This window comes from Pedobacter sp. HDW13, assembly GCF_011303555.1.
Classification (GTDB): domain Bacteria; phylum Bacteroidota; class Bacteroidia; order Sphingobacteriales; family Sphingobacteriaceae; genus Pedobacter.
The window spans coordinates 3,319,840-3,341,714 of record NZ_CP049868.1 but is presented as its reverse complement, the minus strand read 5'-3'; the positions used below and the strand labels follow the sequence as shown (position 1 = coordinate 3,341,714).

The window sequence follows — 21,875 nt, the reverse complement described above, 5'->3', positions numbered from 1 at the left end:
ATTTTACCGCTTACTTCACCCGTTTTTTTCGAACAAATAATGGCACACCATCCATTCGTTTCCTTTATTGTAATTAAAAAGTTCGGCGCACGACATGTAAAACAAGCGCCAGTACACCCACCACTTTACAGCCTGGTCTTTACCATACGTATTTTCGAAGATGGGCATAATTTCTTTTTTGTGCTTGTCCATATTGCTTAACCAGGCTTCGGATGTTTTACCGTAATTGGTTCCGTTTACCACCCAATGTTTATCAATCTTTAAATCATCGTTGAAATAAAAAAACAGGTGGTTCGACGGCATAATGCCACCGGTAAAAAAGTATTTGCTCATCCAGTCGGTTTCATCAATTACTTCAAATTTGTAAGCCAGTGTTTTGTGAGTAAATATGTGTACAAAGAGCTTTCCATCAGGTTTTAGAAGAGAAGCCACTTTGTTGAGCAAAAATTTGTAGTTACGCATGTGCTCAAACATTTCTACAGAAACAACACGGTCAAATGTATCGGCAATGGTAAAGGTATTCATGTCAGCCGTTAAAACAGTCAGGTTATCAATACCCCGTTCTTTTGCAGTTTTATCGATAAAAACCTTTTGTGTAGCAGAATTAGATACTACCGTAAAAGTGCTTCTAGGAAACTTAGCCGCCATATAAAGCGAAAGTGAGCCCCAGCCGCAGCCCAGCTCCAGCACATTCTGGCCATCTTGCAAACCGGCTCTTTTACAGGTTAAAGCCAGCATATCATCTTCAGAGGTATCAATATCTTTCACCCCAGGTTTCCAGTAACCGCTGCTGTATTTTAGGTTTTTGCCCAAACAATACTGAAAAAACTCAGTAGGCAATTCGTAATGCTGCTCGTTCGCATCGGCGGTATTTACAGCAATTGGCGATTGCTTTAATTCGGCAACCAGGTCCATAAATTTTTCCTGCTGTAATTCTTCATCACCCAGGGTTTCATCATCCAGGCGTTGTTTGCATAATTTTCTGATACCGATACGCAAGGCTGCATCCGGAAGTTTATCGTTTTCTAAAAGTTTATCGTACCACATATAAATGGAATAATGTAAGATGGTTGATGTAATATGGAAAATGGTAGATGTACGATTTAAAGTGGATGATGGATTTGCAGACCGTAAGGTCCATCATCCATTTTACGTTTTCCATCTCACCTCTTTTTTCTCCACGGAAAAAAGGCACTCGTTGTTTCCTGATACTTTTTATAAGCTGCTGGTTTGCTGCGCAGGTTTTGTTCTTCATTATTTGGCACACCTGTAACCCGGGTTAATAAATATAAAATAATGGCCGGACTAATAATGGCCAGTACGCCCCAGGGCGATGCGAGGGCAAAAACAAAATAAGCGAGCCAGATTACCCATTCGAAAAAATAATTGGGATGGCGGCTATAATGCCATAAGCCAGTATTGCATACCTGCCCTTTGTTTTTGGGATCCTTTTTAAATTCGGCCAGCTGCCTATCGGCAATCATTTCTCCAAAAAAAGCAATAACCCATATCCCTGCGCCAAGGTATTCTAAAATAGAAATGGTTTGTGAGGGGTTTGCAGTAACAATAAAGAATGGTATGGCTAAAATAACATTGGAAATAGCCTGAAACTGAAAAAACACAAAAAAATTGCGGTCGGCTTTATCACCCCATTCCTTACGCAGCTGCTGGTACCGCCCTTCTTCTTCGTTTAAATGACCAATAACACGTTGCCACAGGTGAACACCCAGCCGCAGCTCAGCCAAAAGGAACATACCACAGATTAAAATTTTGCGCGGTTCAAAACCATCGGATAAAAAGAAAGTAATAATGGTAATTACCGGGAAATTTAATGCCCAAAACACATCAACAACACCTGCATTTCTGATCTTTTTTGCCCATAGCCAAACCAAAGCCATAATCAGGCAACACGAAATAAGCGATATGAAGGCAATAAATAATAGATGTCCTGTTTGGAACGGCATAAGGTTTCGATAAAAATTTAAGGCTAAATCAGCTTGCTTTAAAAATAAACTACTTTTAAGGCAAGCTCTACACCTTAAATCCTACGCCTCACGCCTTAAAAGTAATTCTTTAACACCTTCGCCGGGTTTTAGTTTAAACAAATACACTAAAACATAGGCTAAAGTTGCTATACTACCTAAACATACGAACAAAATGGCAATAGAGATTTTAAGAATAATGCTTTTTTCTTTGTAAAACATCCACAGGGTGATAATGAAAATGTTAGCATAAAAATCCCATAGGGTGGCGCGCATCCAGGGGATACTGCCTAAAAAATCCCACTGCTCAAACAGGTTACTTTCCAGCGAAGTGGTTATAACTTTATAGCACATGAAGGCCAATAGAATGGAAAAGACTATTTTGAGGAAGCTGATCATAAATTGCGGGTTTGTTTTTACCTTACAACAATATACGGTAATGCCCACAATAAAGATTTGATCTTAAACTTTAGCCCGGACAGATTTCTCCGCTACGGTCGAAATGACGATCTACTTATAGGAAAATCTGCTTTCAGCTTTGGTCTTTTAACTTTAGTCTTTTAGACTTAATGTATTTTCCGGATTTTAATAATACGCATCCAGTGCAAAACCTTCATTACCGGATAAGTTGGATCAAATTCCCACCATTTAGTAGCAAAGTTTGGGCTATTCGGTTTCTTGTGGTGATTGTTCTGAAAAAGCTCGCCCATTAAAAGGAAATCCCATGGCAACGAGTTTTTACTGTGATCTTCGTTATCGTGGTTTGAGTAACCGTATTTATGCCCGCACCAGTTTACAATAGCACCGTGTAGTGGCCCCATTAGAAAGTGAATTGGCAATAACAGGAACATCCACCAGTGGTTGGCAAAAGCCACGTAAAAGCCAATATAAAATAAACCGCAACCAATTCTCCAAAACCACGAATCACCAATGCGGTCAACCAACGGCCACTCCGGGTAATTACCCTGAAAAGCAGGTTCTGGCTGTATTTTAAAATGCAGGTAATTCATGTACATATTCTTTGTGGCAATCATCATCCCGAAAACATCCTTAAAAAAATGTGGCGAATGCGGATCTTTCTCGGTATCGCTATAGGCATGGTGCATCCGGTGAAGAATGGCATAAGCCCGTGGATTTAAAAATGATGAGCCTTGCGAGATTAATAGCACCAAATAGAAAAACCTTTCCCAAAAAAGCTCCATTTTAAACATTTTATGTGATGAATAACGGTGCAGGAAAAAGGTTTGGCTGAATAGTGATAAAAACCAGTGGCAAAGAAAAAATATAAGGATAATCATGTAAGGTGTGTATACTTTATAAACGAAGTTTGAGGGCGTTTAGTTTTGGAGCAGAAAGATAGACAACTGGTACGCTCGAATAAATAAGCCGTATCAACCATTACCTGATTGATACGGCTTAGCAAATTTTATCTACCGAAATCGTCCTGAACGCGAACAATATCGCTTTCATCTGATGGGTTTGCAGCATCGGTATGTTGCCAGATTTCTGCAACTACACCCCAATCTTCTAAACCGATTAAACGGTGGCGTTCGCCTTGCTGTAATTTAATCTGATCTTTTGGTCCGTATTGTTTTACTTCACCTTCCTCGTCAGTCTGGCTGGTTTTAATACCAACAGTACCGGTTACTACTTGCCAAATTTCGGCTCTGCGGTGGTGGTATTGCCACGAAAGACGTGTGTTTGGTGCAACAATTAAAATTTTCGGGCTTAATTTACCACCAATTTTAAGGTCTTCTACATTTAATCCATCAAAATAGGTATCGGCAAATTGTTGTGCCTGCGCTTCGTCTATTACAAAGAAACCACCCCAAGGGCGGGTTTCATCGCGGTTTACTACATTAAAACCTTCAATTTTTAAACGTTGTGCTACACTTTCGAATATTTCTTTTTTATCGTTTGTCATCGGTAAAATATTTGTTTTCTAATGATTATCGAGATTCACCAGCATGGATAACTTGCCAATGTTGTTTTTTTATAATTTGCGCAAAAATAAGCCTAATAAATTAAAAAAGGACTATCGCGCTTTTTATTTTTTAGAAAGCACAAAAATCATACACTTCTATGGTAATTAAAACATAGCTGATAACCTTCAAACAAAAGAAAAAGCCTCATGGAATAAGGTAAAAATTCCATGAGGCTTCAATATAAAAACTGGGCAGTACTATTGGATTTTATTCACTACAAGATCGTCAAAATAGATGTAACTGGTTTGGCTCGAGCCCCAAACTGCAACATCTTTACCTCCCCTGAAATTGTGAAAAGATAGTCTGTTGATTAAACGTTGTGCGTCGTTGGTGGTCCAGCGGATAGATTGATCGAGTACGGTGGTACCGTTAATAATTACCTGTACCCAGCCATTTTTAGTTGATCCGGTATTGCTTTTTGCATATAAATGAACAGTGTAAGTATCGCCTTTAACCAAGCTACCTGTAGCCGGGTAAGATTTACCAAAAGTATCGCCACAAGGGCCAGCCATATCCCTATGATACACGTAAGGCTGAAAGAACACACGACTACCGGTATTGTACCACATTAAACGTAAACTTCCGCCGTTACCATCGCTGGCAATGTCGCAACCGGTATTGCCTTCACCAATCAGAAAGCCAAAACCTACTTTACCGCCTCTACTCCAATCGAACTGGCTGTGGAAACGTACTTTAAAAGTAGCCTCGTAAGCCGAACCATCCGAAATATCGGCTCCGGCAATTAATCCGTTAGAAACCGAATTTGGTGCCAATGTTGCACGTGCCCAGTTACCCGAAATATAGGCCCTGTCTTCGTTCCAGCCGGTTAAATTTGCGCTGCCAAAATCGGCGCTTGCTTCGCTGTAAGAATAAGCCCCATCGGCATGGGTAAAACTGGTATTGATGTTACTTGGGTAGGCTTCGGTTACAGCACCTGATTTCGGAGCTGGATCGGCAAGTGCCTTATTTTCTTCGTTAGATGTGGCTGCATTTTTTTTACACCCGAATATTGCCGAAAATATAAGCAACAGACAGGCAATAAAATGTTTTGAATTCATTTTCTGACTCATGTTAGTTTTAGTTAAGATTTAAATTTGGTTAGTTTTTTTTGATCATAACCCGCTATCCTAGATAGCTTGTTATCGATTGGGAGGAAACTGGTTTCTGTTTTTGGTTAGTAATTATCTATTACACTAACTTAACCATAAAAGTAAACCCAAACAGACGATGCCCGCAGCAAAAACACAAAAACGCAATTGATTTATTGTTACAACGATTGAAATTATCACACCACAACAGTTAAACCTAAGTAACCAATTATCTAACACAACCTTAGCTTATTGCATGCACCTTAAGGTTGCAGTTTACAATTACCTTTTTGTAGGCATTCGTTTCAATCTCACCACTAATAAGTTTAACCACCAAACTTACTGCCTGCTCTCCCAGTAACTCTGGGTTTTCTTCAATAGAAGCAATTGGCGATGAACTGAGATAGGCAATAATAGGATCGTTCCCGAAGCCAATACATTCGAGCGATTGATAAGCCGGGTGATCAACTGATTTTAAGAACCTAAGCGTATCGAAAAGCAGCTTTTCTTTAAAAGCTACCAGGGCTGTAGGACTGCTATCATAATCGCTAAACAGTTTTTTAATGGCCAGTAAATTGTTTTCCTCATCAAAATCGGTATAGGCTACGTGTGCTGCATTAAACGAAATATTATTGTCTTTAAGCGCATTGATGTAACCCGAAAAGCGATCGTGACTAAAATTAACCATTTTGGGTCCGCCCAGATAAGCTACTTTTTGATGCCCCCGGTTAATGAGGTATTCGGTAGCCATATAGCAACCCTGATGGGTATTGCTCAACACTTTGTGGCAATTGAGGTTAAAGCTTGGGTTGCGGGTATAATAAACTACAGGAATGCCAATTTTTTCGAACTGATCGAGGTGTGTAAAATCTGATGTTTGTTTCGAAATGGCCACAATTAATCCATCTACTCGCGAGCCTAAAAGAGCCGCAGCGGCCATTACTTCCATTTCGTAATTATCGTGCGATTGGCTGATGATAATGTTATAGCCATGTGTGGTAGCCAGCTGCTCCATTCCGTAAATACTCCGCGTAAAAAAATGATCGGAAAGGTTAGGCAAAATAATCCCGATAATCCGCGATTTGCGGTCCCTTAGCCTTAAAGCCGAAACATCGGGCGTAAAATTTAGCCTGGCAGCCAGTTCTTTTACCCTTTGCTTGGTACTTTCCTTAATCCGCGGATAATCTTTTAAAGATTTTGAAACGGTTGATATAGACAATTTTAATTCTTTGGCAATCAGTTTTAAGGTAACCGGTTTATTTTCCATAGGTGGCGGATGTTTACTAACCCTGTATTTTGTTGAGTGGGAAATGATGGGTATTTTAAAGTGAAAAATGGCCAGAGCAGTGAGCTACCACCCTGGCACATCATTAAATCAACAACTTTTTATACCGGGACAATTTATTCTTTCAATGGGCACGGGGTTTTAAAATTCCCCGTGCTTAAATTTACGTCAGAAGCGCTTTTTATTGAATTTTATCAAGAGCAGGCACATTGTTTTCGTAGCCGCTATATCCTTTGTTCTGATTAATCCGGCCTTCGGTATTGAAACGCTGCGCCGCTGCCGGAACGGGCCAAAGCACATGGTAAGGCGATATTTTAAAGTTTACGCCCAATACCGTTGGTACTTTGTTGCGGTAAAAATCATTCTTTTCGATAATCCTGTCGTAAAAGAAATTATTATCGGAGAAAGATGCCATGTTGTAGGTTTTGCCGTTATAGGCCGGCTTACCGGTAGTGGCAAAAATATAGGCAATACGGGTAAGTTCGGTTTTGCGGGGCTCTTCGTAAAATAGCTCACGCGCCCTTTCATCCAGTATGGTGCCGATCGTAATGGCCGAGGCATCGGTAAGCAATGCTGCATTGGCCCTGGAGCGTACCTGATTTAAATCGGCCATAGCCAAAGCTAAATTTCCTTTCCAGTAATAGGCTTCGGCACGCAGCAAATAGGTTTCGGCCAGGCGAAAGATGTACCAATCGGTATTGGTTCCTCTCGGCGGCGACCAGTATTTATCAGCTGCCAATGCATTGGTAGAATTGATAAAGGTTTTATAATGTGGCCAGCCAAAGAAATGGCGAATGGTATCTAAACCTTTATTTAAAAACATATTATTTACGTTAGCAGACGATACATCAACCAGAGGTTTGCCGTACAACGCCCTTTCGGCAACGTTGCTTGCGGTTTTAATGGCCGGGTTGTTATATACCAGATCAGTCATGTTCATCCACATACCCGGGGCATGGCGGTAGTCGGTATTATCTGTCCAGATATTTTTAGTACTGTAAGCCGTACCACGGTAACGCCCAATCCCCCTGCCATACATTAAGGTTAAAGGAATTTCTACATTTATACCATCAACAATGGCCTGCGTAGTACCCGATGGGGTTCTTAAGTTTGCAAAATGCCATGCCGGTACACAGTTACGCATTACCTGCGAACCTAAATCGGTAGCGCCGGCCAGTGTTTCACGATCGATGGTTAAGAAAAGGGCCTCGCGGTTTGCAGCAATGGCTTTATTGTCCATCCTGTGCAAATCCCAAACTACATTTTTGCTCGCATCGCCGGCAGTGCTGCCAAAACGGTTGCGCATTAAGCTGTAGGTACCACCATTAATTAAGTTGTTTGCTGAGGTAATGGCCGCATCAAAATCGCCCAATGCCAAATTAACCTTGGTAAGCAAATGGCTGCAGGCACCTTTGGTTACCTCGCCACGGTCTACATTGTCTTTCACCCATTTCTCGGCAAACAATAAATCTTCCTGCATCTTTTTCAAGATCACCTCGCGTTTTGTCGAATAATAATCTAATTTGGGCGTGGTAATATCTTTTAAATTCAAAGGCACATCGCCAAATTGGTGTACCAAACGGTAGTAATAATAAGCACGATAAAAATAGGCCGCTCCTAAAATGGCATTTCTCTCGGCCTCATCTTTAAAGGTTACGTTATCTATATAGGTAATAACGGTATTGGCCATGCGTACTCCCCTGAAACCTTCAGTCCAGTAAAACCCTATCCGGTTAAAATCCGGATTATCCAGATTGGCATCGGGCGTTACCCGTGTGTCCATATCCTGTGCCTGTGTGGTTTTATCGGTTGTACCGTCTACCGCAACTTCCGAAAATATAGATTCGGTAACAATAGGCGCCATATCGCCTGTAAACTCTCTTCTTACATTAGCCCCAATACCGGCAAGTGCGGCTTTCATGGCGGCTACACTGGTTAAAGCGGTTTGCGGTTCGAGCTGCGATAGTAATTCGGAATCTAAATCCGATTTTTTACAACCATTTACGGTTAGCAGCATCGCGAAAGCTACAAATGGAACTATTTTTTTATATATGCTATTCATGTGCTTCATTTTTAAAAGGTAACATTCAATCCGAAGGTGTAGACTCTTGGTGTTGGAACAGGGTTTCCGTTATTATCAGCCGTTTGCGGATCCCACTGGTTCCAGTTTGGTGCATACACTCCGGCATTGCTTACGTTGGCATAAATTTTAGCGCTCTGCACTTTAAATTTGCTCAGCAAATCTTTGGGTACACCATAGGCTAGTGCGATGGTGTTTAACCTGATGTAAGAACTTTTACGGTAAGCATTAAAGGTTACCCCACTTAGGCCAGAGTTTAAGCGCGCATAATCGTTTATGGGGTTAGATGGTGTCCAGTAAGGGATGATGTAAGAGCTCGAACGGCCAAAACCTACACTACCCGGCTGGTTCTTGGCGTATATATCGCTCCTTTGTTGCCCCCAGCTTGATACGAGCTGAAATGAGAAATCGAAGTTTTTGAAGATATTAAAATCGTTGCGCATCGACCAGTTAAAACGCGGACTGCGGTAGCCAATAAACTGTTTATCCAGATCGTTGTACACGTAATTGCCATCCACATCCTCCAGTTTAAAATCGCCTGGTTTAATGCCCTTATTAAATTTGTTTGCTTCGGCTACTTCGTTCTCCTGCCACACGCCTAAAATTTTATACTCCCAAATCACGTCGATATCTTTACCAATAAACCATCCGTTTCCAGGATCATCGTTCGGGGTGGCCAAAGCCACAATTTTATTGCGGTTAAGCGAGAAATTTACCGAAGTATTCCAGGTAATGTTGCCCTCGGTAATGTTACGGCTATTTAAACTCAGTTCGATCCCTCTATTGTTTACCCTACCCAAATTGGCAATTACATTGGCGTAGCCCGAAACAGATGACAGCGACTGACCAATCAACAGATCTGAAGTTTTTTTATCGTAAAGCTCCAACGAGCCGTTAATGCGGTTATTCAAGAAGCCAAAATCCAGACCAAGGTTCAGCGATTTTGTTTTCTCCCATTCCAGATTCGGGTTACCCAGCCGCGAGCTGTTTACCACTGTATTTACCTCGCCAGGTGTACCACTACTGTTAACCGATTGATACTTACCTCCACTTAGCGTCTGAATAGAAACATAAGGATCGATTACGTTGTTCGCATCCCTGATTTCGCGGTTTCCATTAATACCGTATGATAAACGAAGTTTTAAAAAGTCGAGCCACTTTACCTCTTTCAAAAAGCTCTCCTCACTCAGTGTCCAAGCCAGGGCAGCAGCCGGAAAATTAGCCCGTTTTTTCGAAGCACCGAAAGCCGAGTAACCATCGCGGCGAACCGATCCGGTAAAAGCATAACGACCCTTATACGAATAATTTAACCTGGCCAGCAAAGCATCGCCGGTGTATACTTTATCATCGCTGCTTACAGTTGGTTTATTACCGCTTTGCAGGTTGTGGAAACCCAGCACATCTGTTGGTGCAAAGCCCTCGTTACCGGCTATGGTATACCAGGTCGAATATTTCTCGCCGTTTACCAGTAAAGTCACATCTACATTGTGATCTTTTGCAAAGGTTTTATTCCACTTAATCAGGTTATCCAGCTGCCAGTTGTAGCGGGTTTCCTGTGCACGTTGTGCCGAACCACCCGGAATGGTAACATTTGGGTTTTTAGAAGACTGGTGGTTAAAAGTACGGTACTGATCTAAGCCCGGACTAAAATTAACCTGATAGCTGATACCGAAAGGCAATTGTACTTTGGCATAAAGGCTTCCGAATAAAGTGCTCTGTTTCTGCAATCTCGAATTGTAAGTCTGATCGAGAAAAGGATTCCGGGCATTCAACCCGTTATCATCGGTCGGGATTCTACGCAAAGAACCATCTGCATTGTAAAAATCGCCATAGGGAGATAAATCCGGCAGTTGCGAAAACTGCGCTTCGATTGCCCCTTCATCGCGGTCGGCAAATTGCATGTTCATACCCAGGGTTAAGAATTTAGCTGCTTTCCCTTCTAAATTAAGCCTGGTACGGAAAGTACTGAAACCTCCACCAGCAATAATGCTTTCATTTTTGAGGTAGCCTAACGACATGTAATAATTTATTTCTTCTTTTCTGCCGCTAAGGCTTAAAGTGTGGTCCTGGCGCTGGCCGGTAACCAAAAGCATATCATACCAATCAATAGTTTTTGCGGCCAGATAATTAGCTTTCTCGTTGGCCAGAAGGCCGAGACGGCTTAACCACAAATCAGTGGGGTTGGTAGTGGTTTGCCCGTTTAGCCACTGGGTAAGGGTTACGCCCTCCGGCAAATTATTGGGGTCGCTGTAAATATAGGCCGGATTTACGCTTCCACTTCGTTGTACATCGGCACGCCAGTTCAAAAAACCAGGTCCATCGTACACAGGCTGATCTTTTGCCAGCGTAGCCATGCCAAAATTGGTATTTACCGTAATGGTTGGCGAGCTATTTTTCCCCTTTTTGGTGGTAATGGCCACAACACCTGTAGCCGCTTTTGCACCATAAACCGCCAGCGAGCTGGCATCTTTAAGTACATCTACTGATTCGATATCGTTCGGGTTAATATCAGAAAGCTGACCAATAAAAATAACCCCATCCAAAACAATTAAAGGTGTAGTGGTACCGGTAAGGGTGGTTTTTCCACGTACCAATAAATCGCCACCGCCCTTTGCACTGTTATTAAACCCAACAGTTAAACCGGGTATGTTACCCCTGAGAATATCGGTAACACTGTTGGGATTTTCATTTTCGAGCTGGGTTGCCTTGATGCTCGAAACGGCACCCGTTACATCTTTTTTCTGTGCAGTACCATAACCAATTACCACCACATCGGTAAGGCCTTGTGAGGCATCTTCGAGGGTAATATTGATGTTGGTACGCCCATTAAGCGGAATTTCCTGCGAGGTAAAACCCACAAAAGTAAATACCAGGGTTTGATTGCCCTCGGGGGCTTTTATGCTGTATTTACCTGCTCCATCGGTAAGTGTGCCTACCTGCGTATTTTTTATCCGCACGCTAACTCCCGGTAAGGTTAGGCCTTTATTATCTTTAACAATCCCTGTTATCGTTGTTTGTGCAAAAGCACTAAAGCTTCCGCATAGCAAAAGGAGCGAAATGGCTAAAATTTTTGCGGTACACAGGCGCTTGAGATACAGCAGCACTGCGCTTTTGTTGTAAATTTTACTCATAAGTTTATTTTAGTTAATTGATATTAAGGACGATTAGATTGGTTGGGAACAGGCCCGCTTAGCCGTAAAAAAACGACTGATTCCTGAATACAGGCACAAAACTTAGCGATTTAGCGTAGATCATCTGGTTAGACTTATTTAATCACTAATATAAAAGGCTGAAAGAGCTGAAATAAAAAGCGAAAACCGGAATAAGCATAAAATAGCCCTTAATTTCAATTTCCAACGATGTAATAAATTTCACCTTTTTGAAAAGGGCAGGATAATCATCAGGTTAAATGGCTTATCAGCCCCCACTACATTTCAACAAAAAAGGGCGCCCAAAAAATTTGGGACACCCTCATCTAACAAACCAAAGTATTTTGTTAATAGCCCGTATTCTGTGTAAGGTTCGGGTTATTTCTGATTTCGGAAGTAGGTATTGGAAAAAGCAGGTTTTTAGTCTGCAAAGCCTGGTTTACACTTTTATTAACGTGACCAACAAAGTTATCGAAGCCATTGGTGCTTTCGTTATAAACTTTGCGCAGGCGAAGCATATCAAACCAGAGAATGCCTTCATAACACAGTTCGTGCCAGCGTTCTCTCCAAACGGCTTCTTCAAACTGTACCTGGCTAAGGCCGGCAAGATCGCCCAGCTGGGCTCTTTTTCTGATGGCATTTAATGCTGTATAGGCAGCAGTATTGGCTGTACCATCGGCCCTGTTTTGTGCTTCGGCATAAATTAACAGCGTTTCGGCATAACGAATCTGCGGAATGTTCAAATCACTACGACTGGTACCTTCTGTACCCAACGTACCATTTGCAATAATATCGAAGTGTTTAAAAATATAAGGCTTGCCGCGGTTAATTAATGGCATTTTAAAACCATCGGTATAGTAATCGGTAAAGAAATAACCTTCCCTGTTTTTCGCCCTCAAATCGCCTGCCTCATAGGATGCATAAAAATCACCCGTTGGAATAGAAGTCCCAATCCCGTCGATTTTAGAAACCAGTGGCTGGTGCAATGGGAGGTATGAAGACTGCAGCGGATTACCTGCACCTGCGGCATCGTTATACTGAATACCAAATAAATGTTCTAGTTTATTATCGTTTTTAGCATCGTGCAACGCAGCATAAGTAGGAAACAAACCTAGTATGGTTGGGTTAGCAGTCGAATAATCGATTACTTCTTTAGCCTTATCGGCAGCCAGTTTATAATAGGCAGTTCCTTTGTTAAGCGGTTGCCCTGCCATAGTGAGGTACACTTTTGCCAGTTCGGTTTTAATGGCAGCGGTTGATACCCTTCCGCTAGCATCTGTAAAGGGCAGGCCTGCGGCCTCGGCCAAAACAAGGTCATCAACAATTTGCTTGTAAACCTGTTCCTGAGGCGTTCTTGAAGGAGCAAAATTAGGATCATTAGGACTGGAAATCGGCTTAAGGATTAACGGAACATCGCCCACAAGCGTACCAAGTAAAAATAAGCCCAGGCCCTAACAAAGGCCGCTTCGCCTAAAATCCTTTTTTTCTGTGCATTATCCATCGGATTAATACCTGGTACCTTATCCAATACCAGATTAGCCTGTGCAATTACTTTGTAAAAACCGTTCCAGTTCTGGTTAATGTGCAGGTTTGTACCGTCATAAATCAACGAGTAAAGATTGTTTAAATCTGAATTCTGTGCAGTTTCGGTCGATTGTATGCCGGTTGGCGCATCGAGCATCTGCCAGTTGTTAGAGAAAATGCCTGCACCACCTCCAATAAACCTGATTTCTGAATAAACAGCTGCAATGCCTGCCTCAGCATGCTCGGGCAGCGTATAAAAGCTACTTGGCGAAAGATTGGTCGGATCGGTTTCATCTAAAAATTTCTTACACCCAACAGTACCCACCAACGCTCCGCTCAGCAACAAAAGGGCAGCGATGTTTTTTATATTTAATTTCATTTTGATATCCTTTCTTTAATTAATGTTTATAATCCAATGTTTAAGCCCACGGTAAAGGTGGTTGGCTTTGGATAATCGAAAAATGTTTGCCCCTGTGCAAAAGCATTACCATAAGTGGTTACTTCCGGATCGTTGCCAGTGTATTTGGTAGCGATGAAGAAATTCTGAACGGAAGTGTACACACGCAATTTGCTTAAACGCAGTTTTTCTACCAGCGATTTGTTGAAGGTGTAGCCCAGCAACAGGTTTTTACCACGAATAAATGAACCATCTTCTACCCAATGCGTATCTACATTGGTTACATAACCTGCAGCCTGATCTCTAATGGCCGCGATAGGGGTATTCTGATTTTGAGGAGTCCAGGCGTTTAATACACTGGCAAAACTATTGGCCTGTACCTGCCTGTCTTCGCCCGAGTGATGCGTCATATTCAACACATCGTTACCATACGAGTATTGCAGCTCAACAATCAGGTCTAAGTTTTTATAACGGAATGAGTTCGAAAATGAACCCCAACCTTTAGGTGCTCCATTTCCGATAATCTGACGGTCGGCATCGGTAATGGCATGGTCGCCGTTTACATCCAGGTATTTAATATCGCCCGGAAGCAACGTTTTACCACCACGGTAGCTCACATATTTAGCCGCTTCGGCCCTTTCGGCTTCGCTCCAGGTACCTAAACGTACCAGCCCCCAGAACGAACCAACGGGCTCGCCAACCCTGATAATACCAGTTTGGTTGGTAAAGTTAGGATTACCTACGCCAAAAATATCATCGGGCGTAGCCAGTGAAAGTACTTTATTACGGTTTAATGAGATGTTGAAACTTGTTTTCCAGGTAAAGTTATCGGTCTGGATATTTACCGTGTTAATACCTAAATCTAAACCTTTGTTCTGCATCGAGCCTACGTTTTTCCTAATTACAGAATAACCTGTAGTACGCGGAACCGGGGCATCGAGTAGCATATCGGTTGTTTTACGGTAATATATATCGGCTTCTAAATTAATGCGGTTGTTAAATAAGCCCAGTTCTAAACCTGCATCGTACTGTGCTGTTTTTTCCCAAACCAAATCGGGGTTTGCCAGGCGGCCAATCCCGATACCGGTTACCCTGGTATCGTTAATAATGCCAAAGTTATTAACCAAAGTAGCTAACGATTGGTATGCAGGTAGCTCAGAGTTACCACTTAAACCATAACTGGTTCTAAATTTTAAATTAGAGATGGTTTTGTTGCCTTTCAAAAATTCTTCATCCGAAATTTTCCAGGCCAGCGCTGCAGAAGGGAAAAAGGCGAATTTGTGGTTCTCTCCAAATTTAGATGAACCATCTACCCTGCCTGTAACGGTTAACAGGTATTTATCTTTAAAGGCATAATTAATCCTTCCAAAATAAGAATTAAAGGCCGAACGGTTTCTGCTCGAACCAACTGAAATAGATTTACTGCCCGAGCCCAGGTTATTATCGCCATAAAAGTCGGTTACGAAATTTTCGGCATGACTGGTATTGCTGAAAAAACTGGTTGCCTGCCACGAAATACCCAATAAGGCATTAATGGCATGCGATTCGGCAAAGCGCTTGTTGTAGGTTAAATAATTCTCTAACGACCAGAAGGTTTCGCGGTCATCGGTAATATTGGCGGTACCGTTTTGCCCGTCGGATATGCCGTACAGTTGTTTGGCGTTGTACTCGTTGGTATTCCTGGTTACAATATTGGCCCCTAACTGGGTACGAAACTCCAGGTCTTTGCTAAAACTGATTGACGAATAAATACTTCCGAGGGCTGTTTGCGTAATTAAACCATATTTCCGATCGGTTAAGATGTGTACTGGATTAGAACCTCCTTCTGCCCATGGAATTAACTTGTTATCGCCCCATTTCCCATCGGCCAGTTTAATCGGAAGAAAAGGAAAAGCTTCGGTAATCATCCGTACCGAGTTTAACCCACCGGTACCCTGATCTACAATATTTTCATCCTGGTTATTGTAGCTTAAATTACCGCCAACTTTTAACCAGGGTTTTATTTTACTATCGAAATTAAACCTACCCGAATAGCGTTTTAAATAAGAATTCAGTAAAAGTCCCTGATCATCACGATAGCCTGCAAAAACACCATAAGTACTGTTTTCGTTGCCTCCGGTAAAACCAAGCTGGTGGTTTTGCGAAAGTTTGTTTTGGGTCGACTCTTTTAGCCAGTCGGTATTGTAAAGCGGATTTCCGTTGCTATCGAAAAACTGTGGCAAGGCTATGCGTGCTGCCTTTGGTACAGGTGTAGAGGCATAGTTTCCTGCTGCCCAACCGACCGGATCGTACACTTTGATATTTTCGTAGGCCAGATCCTGCACTTTAACATATTCGAAGGCATCGAGCATTTCTACATGGTGCGCAGAAAGGGTGTTAATGCCAAACTCTGCATCGTAAGTAACACGTTGTGCATTGGCAGTTCCTTTTTTAGTGGTAATTAAAATTACCCCATTGGCACCACGCGCACCATATATTGCGGTTGAAGAAGCATCTTTAAGCACCTCTACCGAAGCAATATCGCTCGGGTTAATGTAATCGATGGCGTTACTGTTCTGTGTTTGCGAACCTACCGGCAGCGCTACTCCATCCACCACATACAAAGGGTTGTTACTGGTATTGATGGAGCTAAATCCCCTGATTTTAATGCTGGTTTGCCCACCCGGACGACCCGAGTTGGTATTTACCTGCACACCGGAAATCCGCCCGGCCAATGCCTGGTTTAACGACGATGCCGGACGCTCCTGTAGTTCTGTAGCTTTGACCACCCCTACCGAGCCGGTCAAATCTGTTTTTTTAACCGTACCGTATCCAATTACCACTACCTCATCCAATTTGTTATCTGCGGCGGCGCCCAGTTTAACGGTAATGTTGTTATCGGCACCTACCGTTACATCCTTGTTTTCGTAGCCCACGTACGAGAAACGCAATACATCGCCTGCATTAGCTTCAATGCTGAACTTACCCGATTCATTGGTAACTGAGGCTTTGCCCGATGTGATGTTTTTAACTCCTGCACCAGGTATAGGCAGGCTCTTTTCATCCAATACAGTTCCGGTAATTACTTTCCGGTTTTGCACTTGTAAGTAAGGCATTTTACCGCCAGAAAGCTCCCTGGGTTTTTCAATGCCCGGGTTCTTCGAAAAAGCAGGGCTGTTGAGCAAAAAAAGCACAGAAAGCCCTGAAATCTTTAGTAGATTAATTTTCATTAGGTTTTAGTTTAGTAAATGTTTTAATAAAATAAAACGTTTTAGTTACTATCCAGAAACGATTTGAGTAGGGCCATATTCAAATTAATTAAGGGGATGGGCTAACACAGTGATTGCGGAATACAGATTTACAGTTGTGCATACAAAATGTGCACAAATAAAATCCGGTTACACAAATGCATACTGCTAAATAAAGGCAGTTTACCCGGGCTCATTATCATATCTGGTTGTTGATAAAACGATTTATCAAATCAATATTAACCATTCTGATACAAATTCAAAAATTACAAAACGCAACATAAATGTTACCTAAAAGTAAGTATTCAAATACAGACTGATTAGTTTTACAATGTCAGTGAATTTTGATCAAGACAAAAATCATATCCGGTTCAAAATCGAAGCCCGTGTTAATGTCAGGCAAGTTTTAGCGAGAACAGGTAAATTTTCAGAAAATAAAAAGGAAAAATTTACTCAAAGGCAGTTATTGTTAGGCAAATCTCAAAGACCGGGCATTACACTTCGTCATTATCATTTCAAACATATAAGTCAGGTCAGCACATTTAAGCTTATATTTCTTATGTGGTTAAAATTGTACGTGATTTACTTTCACCTCACCTACCGCCCATCCCAACTGCTAAATTGTCTATTTCGGCTATAACAAGCTGGTTTAGGGGGGTATTTTGCAGCAAATTTGTTTCAGAAACTAAAAAAAGAAAATATTATGAAACTTAAAATTGCAAAAAGAATTTACTGGATTGGTGCAGCATTAACAGCTTTATGGTTTGGTGCAAGTGGTATATTTGAACTTACCAAAAACCCTATTGTGTGGGATATTACCTTGCAACTCGGCTATCCGGCCTATTTTATTTATGTGCTTGGAGTAGCCAAACTATCAGGCATTGCAGTTCTTTTAACCCCTAACCGTTTTCTACGCTTAAAAGAATGGGTATTTGCCGGGATATTTTTCGATATCATCTTCGCATTTTGCTCTAAACTGAGTGTTATTGGTGCGGCAGCCACTGTTGATGCTATTGTTGCTTTTATCATGGTGTCGGTAACCTATATCATGTTCAGTAAAATTTACGCCGCAACCTATTCGCCAGTTATTGCCGAGCCAGCAAACTAACTGTCTTCAGCAAATTCACTTAACCTGCATTGGATTTTAACCAGTGCAGGTTTTATTGCGTTTTGTGGCTACTTAGAAGATAAACTTATGGTTGTTCTTTTAAGTGTTGCCTATGCGCTTTGCCCCATTTAATCATTTCTAAAATAATGCTGCCAAACGAGTGACAGTAATCGGTTGGCGAATATTCGATGATCACTGGTGTATCATCAACTACCGTTCGTTTAATAAGTTGGTTGGCGCTCATTTCCTTTAATTCTTTAGAAAGCATGCGGGTGGTAATACCCGGAATGCTCCGCTCAATGTCACGAAAACGTCGATTTCCATTGCAGATGGAATTGATGATCGGGATTTTCCATTTACCGCTTAAAACGTACAGGGTATCCTGCAGCGCCTGTATTTCTTCCTCCTGGTTACGTGGATTAGCTAAGATTTGGTTCGATTTTTCGAGCAGTTCTTTCTCGTTCATACTGGTATACTTCGTTATACTACTTACAAAAGTATACCAATATAGCTTTAGTTTTGCTCAAACAAAAAAATAATTGTCATGGAACATTTAAAAGGAAAAACGGCGCTGGTAACCGGCGGCAATAGCGGCATAGGTTACGCCACCGCAAAAGAGTTAAAGGTACAAGGTGCCGAAGTAATTATTACCGGTCGCAGAAAAGCTGCTGTAGACGAAGCAGCCGCTGCATTGGGTGTAACAGGCATGATAGCCGACCAAGGTAATGTAAACGAAATACAACAACTGGCCTTAGCAGTACAGCAGCAGTTTGGCAAAATTGATATCTTATTCATCAATGCAGGTGTGCTCGAAAATACAACAATCGAAAATGCCACCGAAACGGCTTTCGACAATGTAATCGGGGTAAATTTTAAAGGAGCTTACTTTACACTGAGCAGGTTTATCCCCTTGCTGAACGATGGGGCATCGGTTGTTTTCCTATCTTCCAACACAGCCAGCATGAACGCTGCCAATAGCTCTATTTATTCTTCAGGCAAATCGGCACTTAATGCGGTAATGCGCATTGCTGCTATCGAACTGGCACCACGTAAAATACGGGTAAACAGTGTAAGCCCCGGCCCAACCGCAACCGAAATTATGAACAAAGCCGGCTATACGCCCGAACAGTTGAGCCAGGTAAACGAATGGATATTAGAACGGGTACCCTTAAAACAGTTTGGAAAAGCCGAGGATGTAGGAAAAATGGTAGCCTATTTTTGTGGCGAAGCAGCTAGCTTTATTACCGGTGCCGAAATTGTTATGGATGGCGGCATGAGCCTGTAACGGTAACAATGAGTTGCCAGCTTACAGGCAAAGGCTTTAAAGGTTGGCGGCTCTATTTCATGCCCGATTGCAAAATAATCCTCCCTAGGCTATACATCTCTAAAGTAAAACGCAGCTGCAGCCTGCCAATGCCAATATAAGAGAATAAGTTGCTTATCAGGTTAAATTTATCTCCCCTACTTATTCTTTCTTTGTAAAACATTTAAGATCAAGCCCTAAGCAATGCTTCATTATTTAGTTAGCTGATTCTGAGTGTTAACCAGATATTTTTAGCATGAAAAGATTAACTACCTGCCTCCTTGCATTGTTTGTGTTTAGTTTTTGTCAGGGGCAAACCCTCTTTGTTTCGCCTGCAGGAAACAATAAAAATCTGGGAACAGCCAGGCAACCTATCAAAACTTTAGAATACGCCATTGAAAGTGCCCTAAAACAAAAAGGAAAAGATGTAGTGATTGAACTGGCATCAGGTGTGTACAGCCCTCAAAAAACAATTACCATTTCGGGCGCCAGCTACCATTTAAAATCGCTGAATATTACAGCAGCCAAAGGAGCAAAAGTAACCATCTCGGCATCGGCAAAAAACAAACTAATCTGGAAAAGCTATAAAGACAATATTTATTCGGCGCAGATCGATTTTGAAACAGCCCCCGATCAACTGTTTATGAACGGCGAGAATTTACCAATGGCGCGCTATCCCAATTACGATCCTCAGGCCCGCGTATTTAAGGGTACGGCAGCCGATGCAATTGCCCCTGCACGCGTAAAAACCTGGGCAAACCCCGAAAATGGTTATATCCATGCCCTACATGCCGGCGAGTGGGGAGGTTTCCACTACCAGATAACCGGCAAAAGTAAAACTGGCGAACTCAATTACGAAGGTGGCTGGCAAAATAACCGACCTGCTAAAATGCACGCCAAATACCGTTTTGTAGAAAATATTTTTGAAGAACTGGATGCACCAGGAGAATGGTTTTACAACCGCAAAAGCAAAACACTCTTTCTTATTCCACCAACAGGAACCGATATTAACCAGGCTAATTTCACTTTCAGCAGGCTAACGGATCTGATCCACATTAAAGGCGATCTGAAATCGCCGGTAAAGAATATTAGCATAAATGGGATTGACTTTACAGAAACTGCCCGGAGCTTTATGCTGGGAAAAGAACCATTACTACGCAGCGATTGGACCATTTACCGTGGTGGTGCTATTTTGCTGGAAGGGACCGAAAACATTAGCATCAGGAACTGCAATTTTTACAACTTAGGTGGTAATGCTGTTTTTTTAAGCAAATACAATAAAAACGATAAGATTTCGAACAACCACATCTATAACATTGGTGCCAGTGCATTGGCCTTTGTTGGCGATCCCGATGCGGTACGCTCACCTGCTTTCAGGTATGAGCAATTTATTCCCTGGGACAAAATGGATTTCGAAGCCGGACCAAAATCAGACAACTTTCCGCAACACTGCGAAGCCATCAATAACCTGATTAACAATATTGGCACCATCGAAAAACAATCGGCAGGGGTAGAAATATCCATGTCGCAAAATATCCTTGTTTCGCACAACACCATTTACGAAGTTCCACGGGCGGGCATAAATGTTAGCGAAGGTACATGGGGCGGTCACATTATCGAATTTAACGATGTATTTGACACCGTTTTAGAAACCGGCGATCATGGAGCATTTAACTCCTGGGGCAGGGACCGGTTCTGGCGACCCGAAAGAAAACTGATGGATAGTATTGTTGCTGCAAGGCCAGGTATTGAACTATTGGATATTACAGCACCAATTGTGCTCCGCAACAACAGGTTCCAATGCGATCACGGCTGGGATATTGACCTTGATGACGGAAGCAGTAACTACCAGATTTACAACAATATTTGTTTAAGTGGCGGACTTAAACTCCGCGAAGGTTACCACCGTACCGTTTACAACAACATCATCATCAACAACACTTTCCATCCGCATGTATGGCTAAAAAACAGCGGCGATGTTTTTAAAAATAATATCGTTACCACTGCCTACGCACCAATTCAAATCGATTATTGGGGCAAAGAGGTAAACCATAACTTTTTCTTATCGGCCGATGCGCTGGCTAAAACACAACAAGCAAAAATAGATGCCAACAGTACAGCCGGAAATGCCTTGTTCGAAAATGAGAAAACCGGCGACTTTAGGCTAAGAAGCGGCTCTCCTGCCCTTGCAATAGGATTTAAGAATTTCGCTATGAATTTTGGCGTAACCGACCCAAGACTAAAAAAATTGTCGAAAAGCCCTAAAATTATGCCGCTAATTACCACTGTTTCTGCCAACAGATCCGTACAGGGCGAATGGCTGGGCGCAACGGTTAAAAACATAGAAAACTTAGGCGAACGGTCTGCTGCTGGTATACATAATGACAATGGGGCTTTGTTGGTTGAAATTAAAAAAGGCTCAATTGCCGAAAAGAATTTGTTCAAAAAAGGTGATGTAATTGTCAATCTCGATCAAAACCCCATAAATAGTGTTGCCGATTTACTGAAACTCCACAATGCGGTAAAATGGAAAGGGCATGCTACAGTACTGATTATGAGAGACCAGCAAGAGAAGAAAATAGAAATATCGTTAAAGGATTAGGATGGTAGACCCGGAGAATGATCGTCATTTCGACTGAAGCGCAGCGAATGGAGAAATCTCTAATAGATTTCTCGACTCCGTTACACTCCGCTCGAAATGACGATTCTCTTTGTGAAAATTATTGTTTGGTTTGAGAAGAGACTGT

Annotated in this window: 16 protein-coding genes; 3 read left to right on the top strand and 13 right to left on the bottom strand. The window is 42.0% G+C overall.

Going from position 1 to position 21,875, the window contains the following annotated elements; all coding sequences use genetic code 11:
* Positions 1–15 precede the first annotated feature (15 nt).
* The 12 genes from G7074_RS14225 to G7074_RS14175 all read right to left on the bottom strand — a co-directional run bounded on the left by G7074_RS14225 (position 16) and on the right by G7074_RS14175 (position 16,699).
* Positions 16–1,047, bottom strand: coding sequence for a cyclopropane-fatty-acyl-phospholipid synthase family protein (locus tag G7074_RS14225; protein ID WP_124558385.1), 1,032 nt, complete (start codon positions 1,045–1,047; stop codon positions 16–18).
* Positions 1,048–1,163: 116 nt separating this feature from the next.
* Complete coding sequence (locus G7074_RS14220) at positions 1,164–1,964, bottom strand: DUF1295 domain-containing protein (protein ID WP_124558384.1); 801 nt, start codon at positions 1,962–1,964, stop codon at positions 1,164–1,166.
* Positions 1,965–2,045: 81 nt separating this feature from the next.
* Positions 2,046–2,381, bottom strand: coding sequence for a DUF1475 family protein (locus G7074_RS14215; RefSeq protein ID WP_124558383.1), 336 nt, complete (start codon positions 2,379–2,381; stop codon positions 2,046–2,048).
* A gap of 167 nt (positions 2,382–2,548) precedes the next feature.
* Entirely contained in the window at positions 2,549–3,280 is a 732-nt protein-coding gene (locus tag G7074_RS14210) for an acyl-CoA desaturase (protein ID WP_124558382.1), read from the bottom strand.
* Between the two features lie 128 nt (positions 3,281–3,408).
* A complete protein-coding gene (locus G7074_RS14205; RefSeq protein ID WP_039475589.1) occupies positions 3,409–3,906 on the bottom strand; it encodes a phosphoheptose isomerase in 498 nt (165 codons plus the stop codon).
* A gap of 258 nt (positions 3,907–4,164) precedes the next feature.
* On the bottom strand, positions 4,165–5,025 hold the full coding sequence (locus G7074_RS14200) for a polysaccharide lyase (protein ID WP_240916307.1): 861 nt from the start codon (positions 5,023–5,025) through the stop codon (positions 4,165–4,167).
* Between the two features lie 274 nt (positions 5,026–5,299).
* Positions 5,300–6,322, bottom strand: a complete 1,023-nt coding sequence (locus tag G7074_RS14195) for a LacI family DNA-binding transcriptional regulator (protein WP_124558380.1) — start codon at positions 6,320–6,322, stop codon at positions 5,300–5,302.
* A gap of 199 nt (positions 6,323–6,521) precedes the next feature.
* Positions 6,522–8,402, bottom strand: coding sequence for a RagB/SusD family nutrient uptake outer membrane protein (locus tag G7074_RS14190; protein WP_124558379.1), 1,881 nt, complete (start codon positions 8,400–8,402; stop codon positions 6,522–6,524).
* Between the two features lie 11 nt (positions 8,403–8,413).
* Entirely contained in the window at positions 8,414–11,551 is a 3,138-nt protein-coding gene (locus G7074_RS14185) for a SusC/RagA family TonB-linked outer membrane protein (RefSeq protein ID WP_166208998.1), read from the bottom strand.
* Positions 11,552–11,916: 365 nt separating this feature from the next.
* The gene (locus G7074_RS14180) at positions 11,917–12,990 is read right to left on the bottom strand and encodes a RagB/SusD family nutrient uptake outer membrane protein (protein ID WP_205944052.1); all 1,074 of its coding nucleotides are present in this window, start codon (positions 12,988–12,990) and stop codon (positions 11,917–11,919) included.
* Positions 12,972–13,472: a RagB/SusD family nutrient uptake outer membrane protein gene (locus tag G7074_RS26625; protein WP_205944051.1), complete on the bottom strand. Its 501-nt coding sequence runs from the start codon at positions 13,470–13,472 to the stop codon at positions 12,972–12,974. The genes G7074_RS14180 and G7074_RS26625 overlap by 19 nt, the downstream gene beginning before the upstream one ends.
* Before the next feature lie 26 nt (positions 13,473–13,498).
* Positions 13,499–16,699 (bottom strand): TonB-dependent receptor, encoded by a 3,201-nt coding sequence (locus G7074_RS14175; protein WP_124558376.1) that lies wholly within the window; start codon positions 16,697–16,699, stop codon positions 13,499–13,501.
* Between the two features lie 721 nt (positions 16,700–17,420).
* On the opposite strand from G7074_RS14175, the gene G7074_RS14170 reads away from it, so the two are divergent.
* Entirely contained in the window at positions 17,421–17,825 is a 405-nt protein-coding gene (locus tag G7074_RS14170; RefSeq protein WP_124558375.1) for a DoxX family protein, read from the top strand.
* Between the two features lie 85 nt (positions 17,826–17,910).
* Here the strand turns inward: G7074_RS14170 and G7074_RS14165 are convergent, their stop codons facing one another.
* Entirely contained in the window at positions 17,911–18,291 is a 381-nt protein-coding gene (locus G7074_RS14165) for a helix-turn-helix domain-containing protein (protein ID WP_124558374.1), read from the bottom strand.
* A 78-nt stretch (positions 18,292–18,369) separates the two neighbouring features.
* On the opposite strand from G7074_RS14165, the gene G7074_RS14160 reads away from it, so the two are divergent.
* Complete coding sequence (locus G7074_RS14160; protein ID WP_124558373.1) at positions 18,370–19,110, top strand: SDR family oxidoreductase; 741 nt, start codon at positions 18,370–18,372, stop codon at positions 19,108–19,110.
* Positions 19,111–19,384: 274 nt separating this feature from the next.
* Entirely contained in the window at positions 19,385–21,730 is a 2,346-nt protein-coding gene (locus tag G7074_RS14155) for a right-handed parallel beta-helix repeat-containing protein (protein ID WP_166208995.1), read from the top strand.
* Positions 21,731–21,875 lie beyond the last annotated feature (145 nt).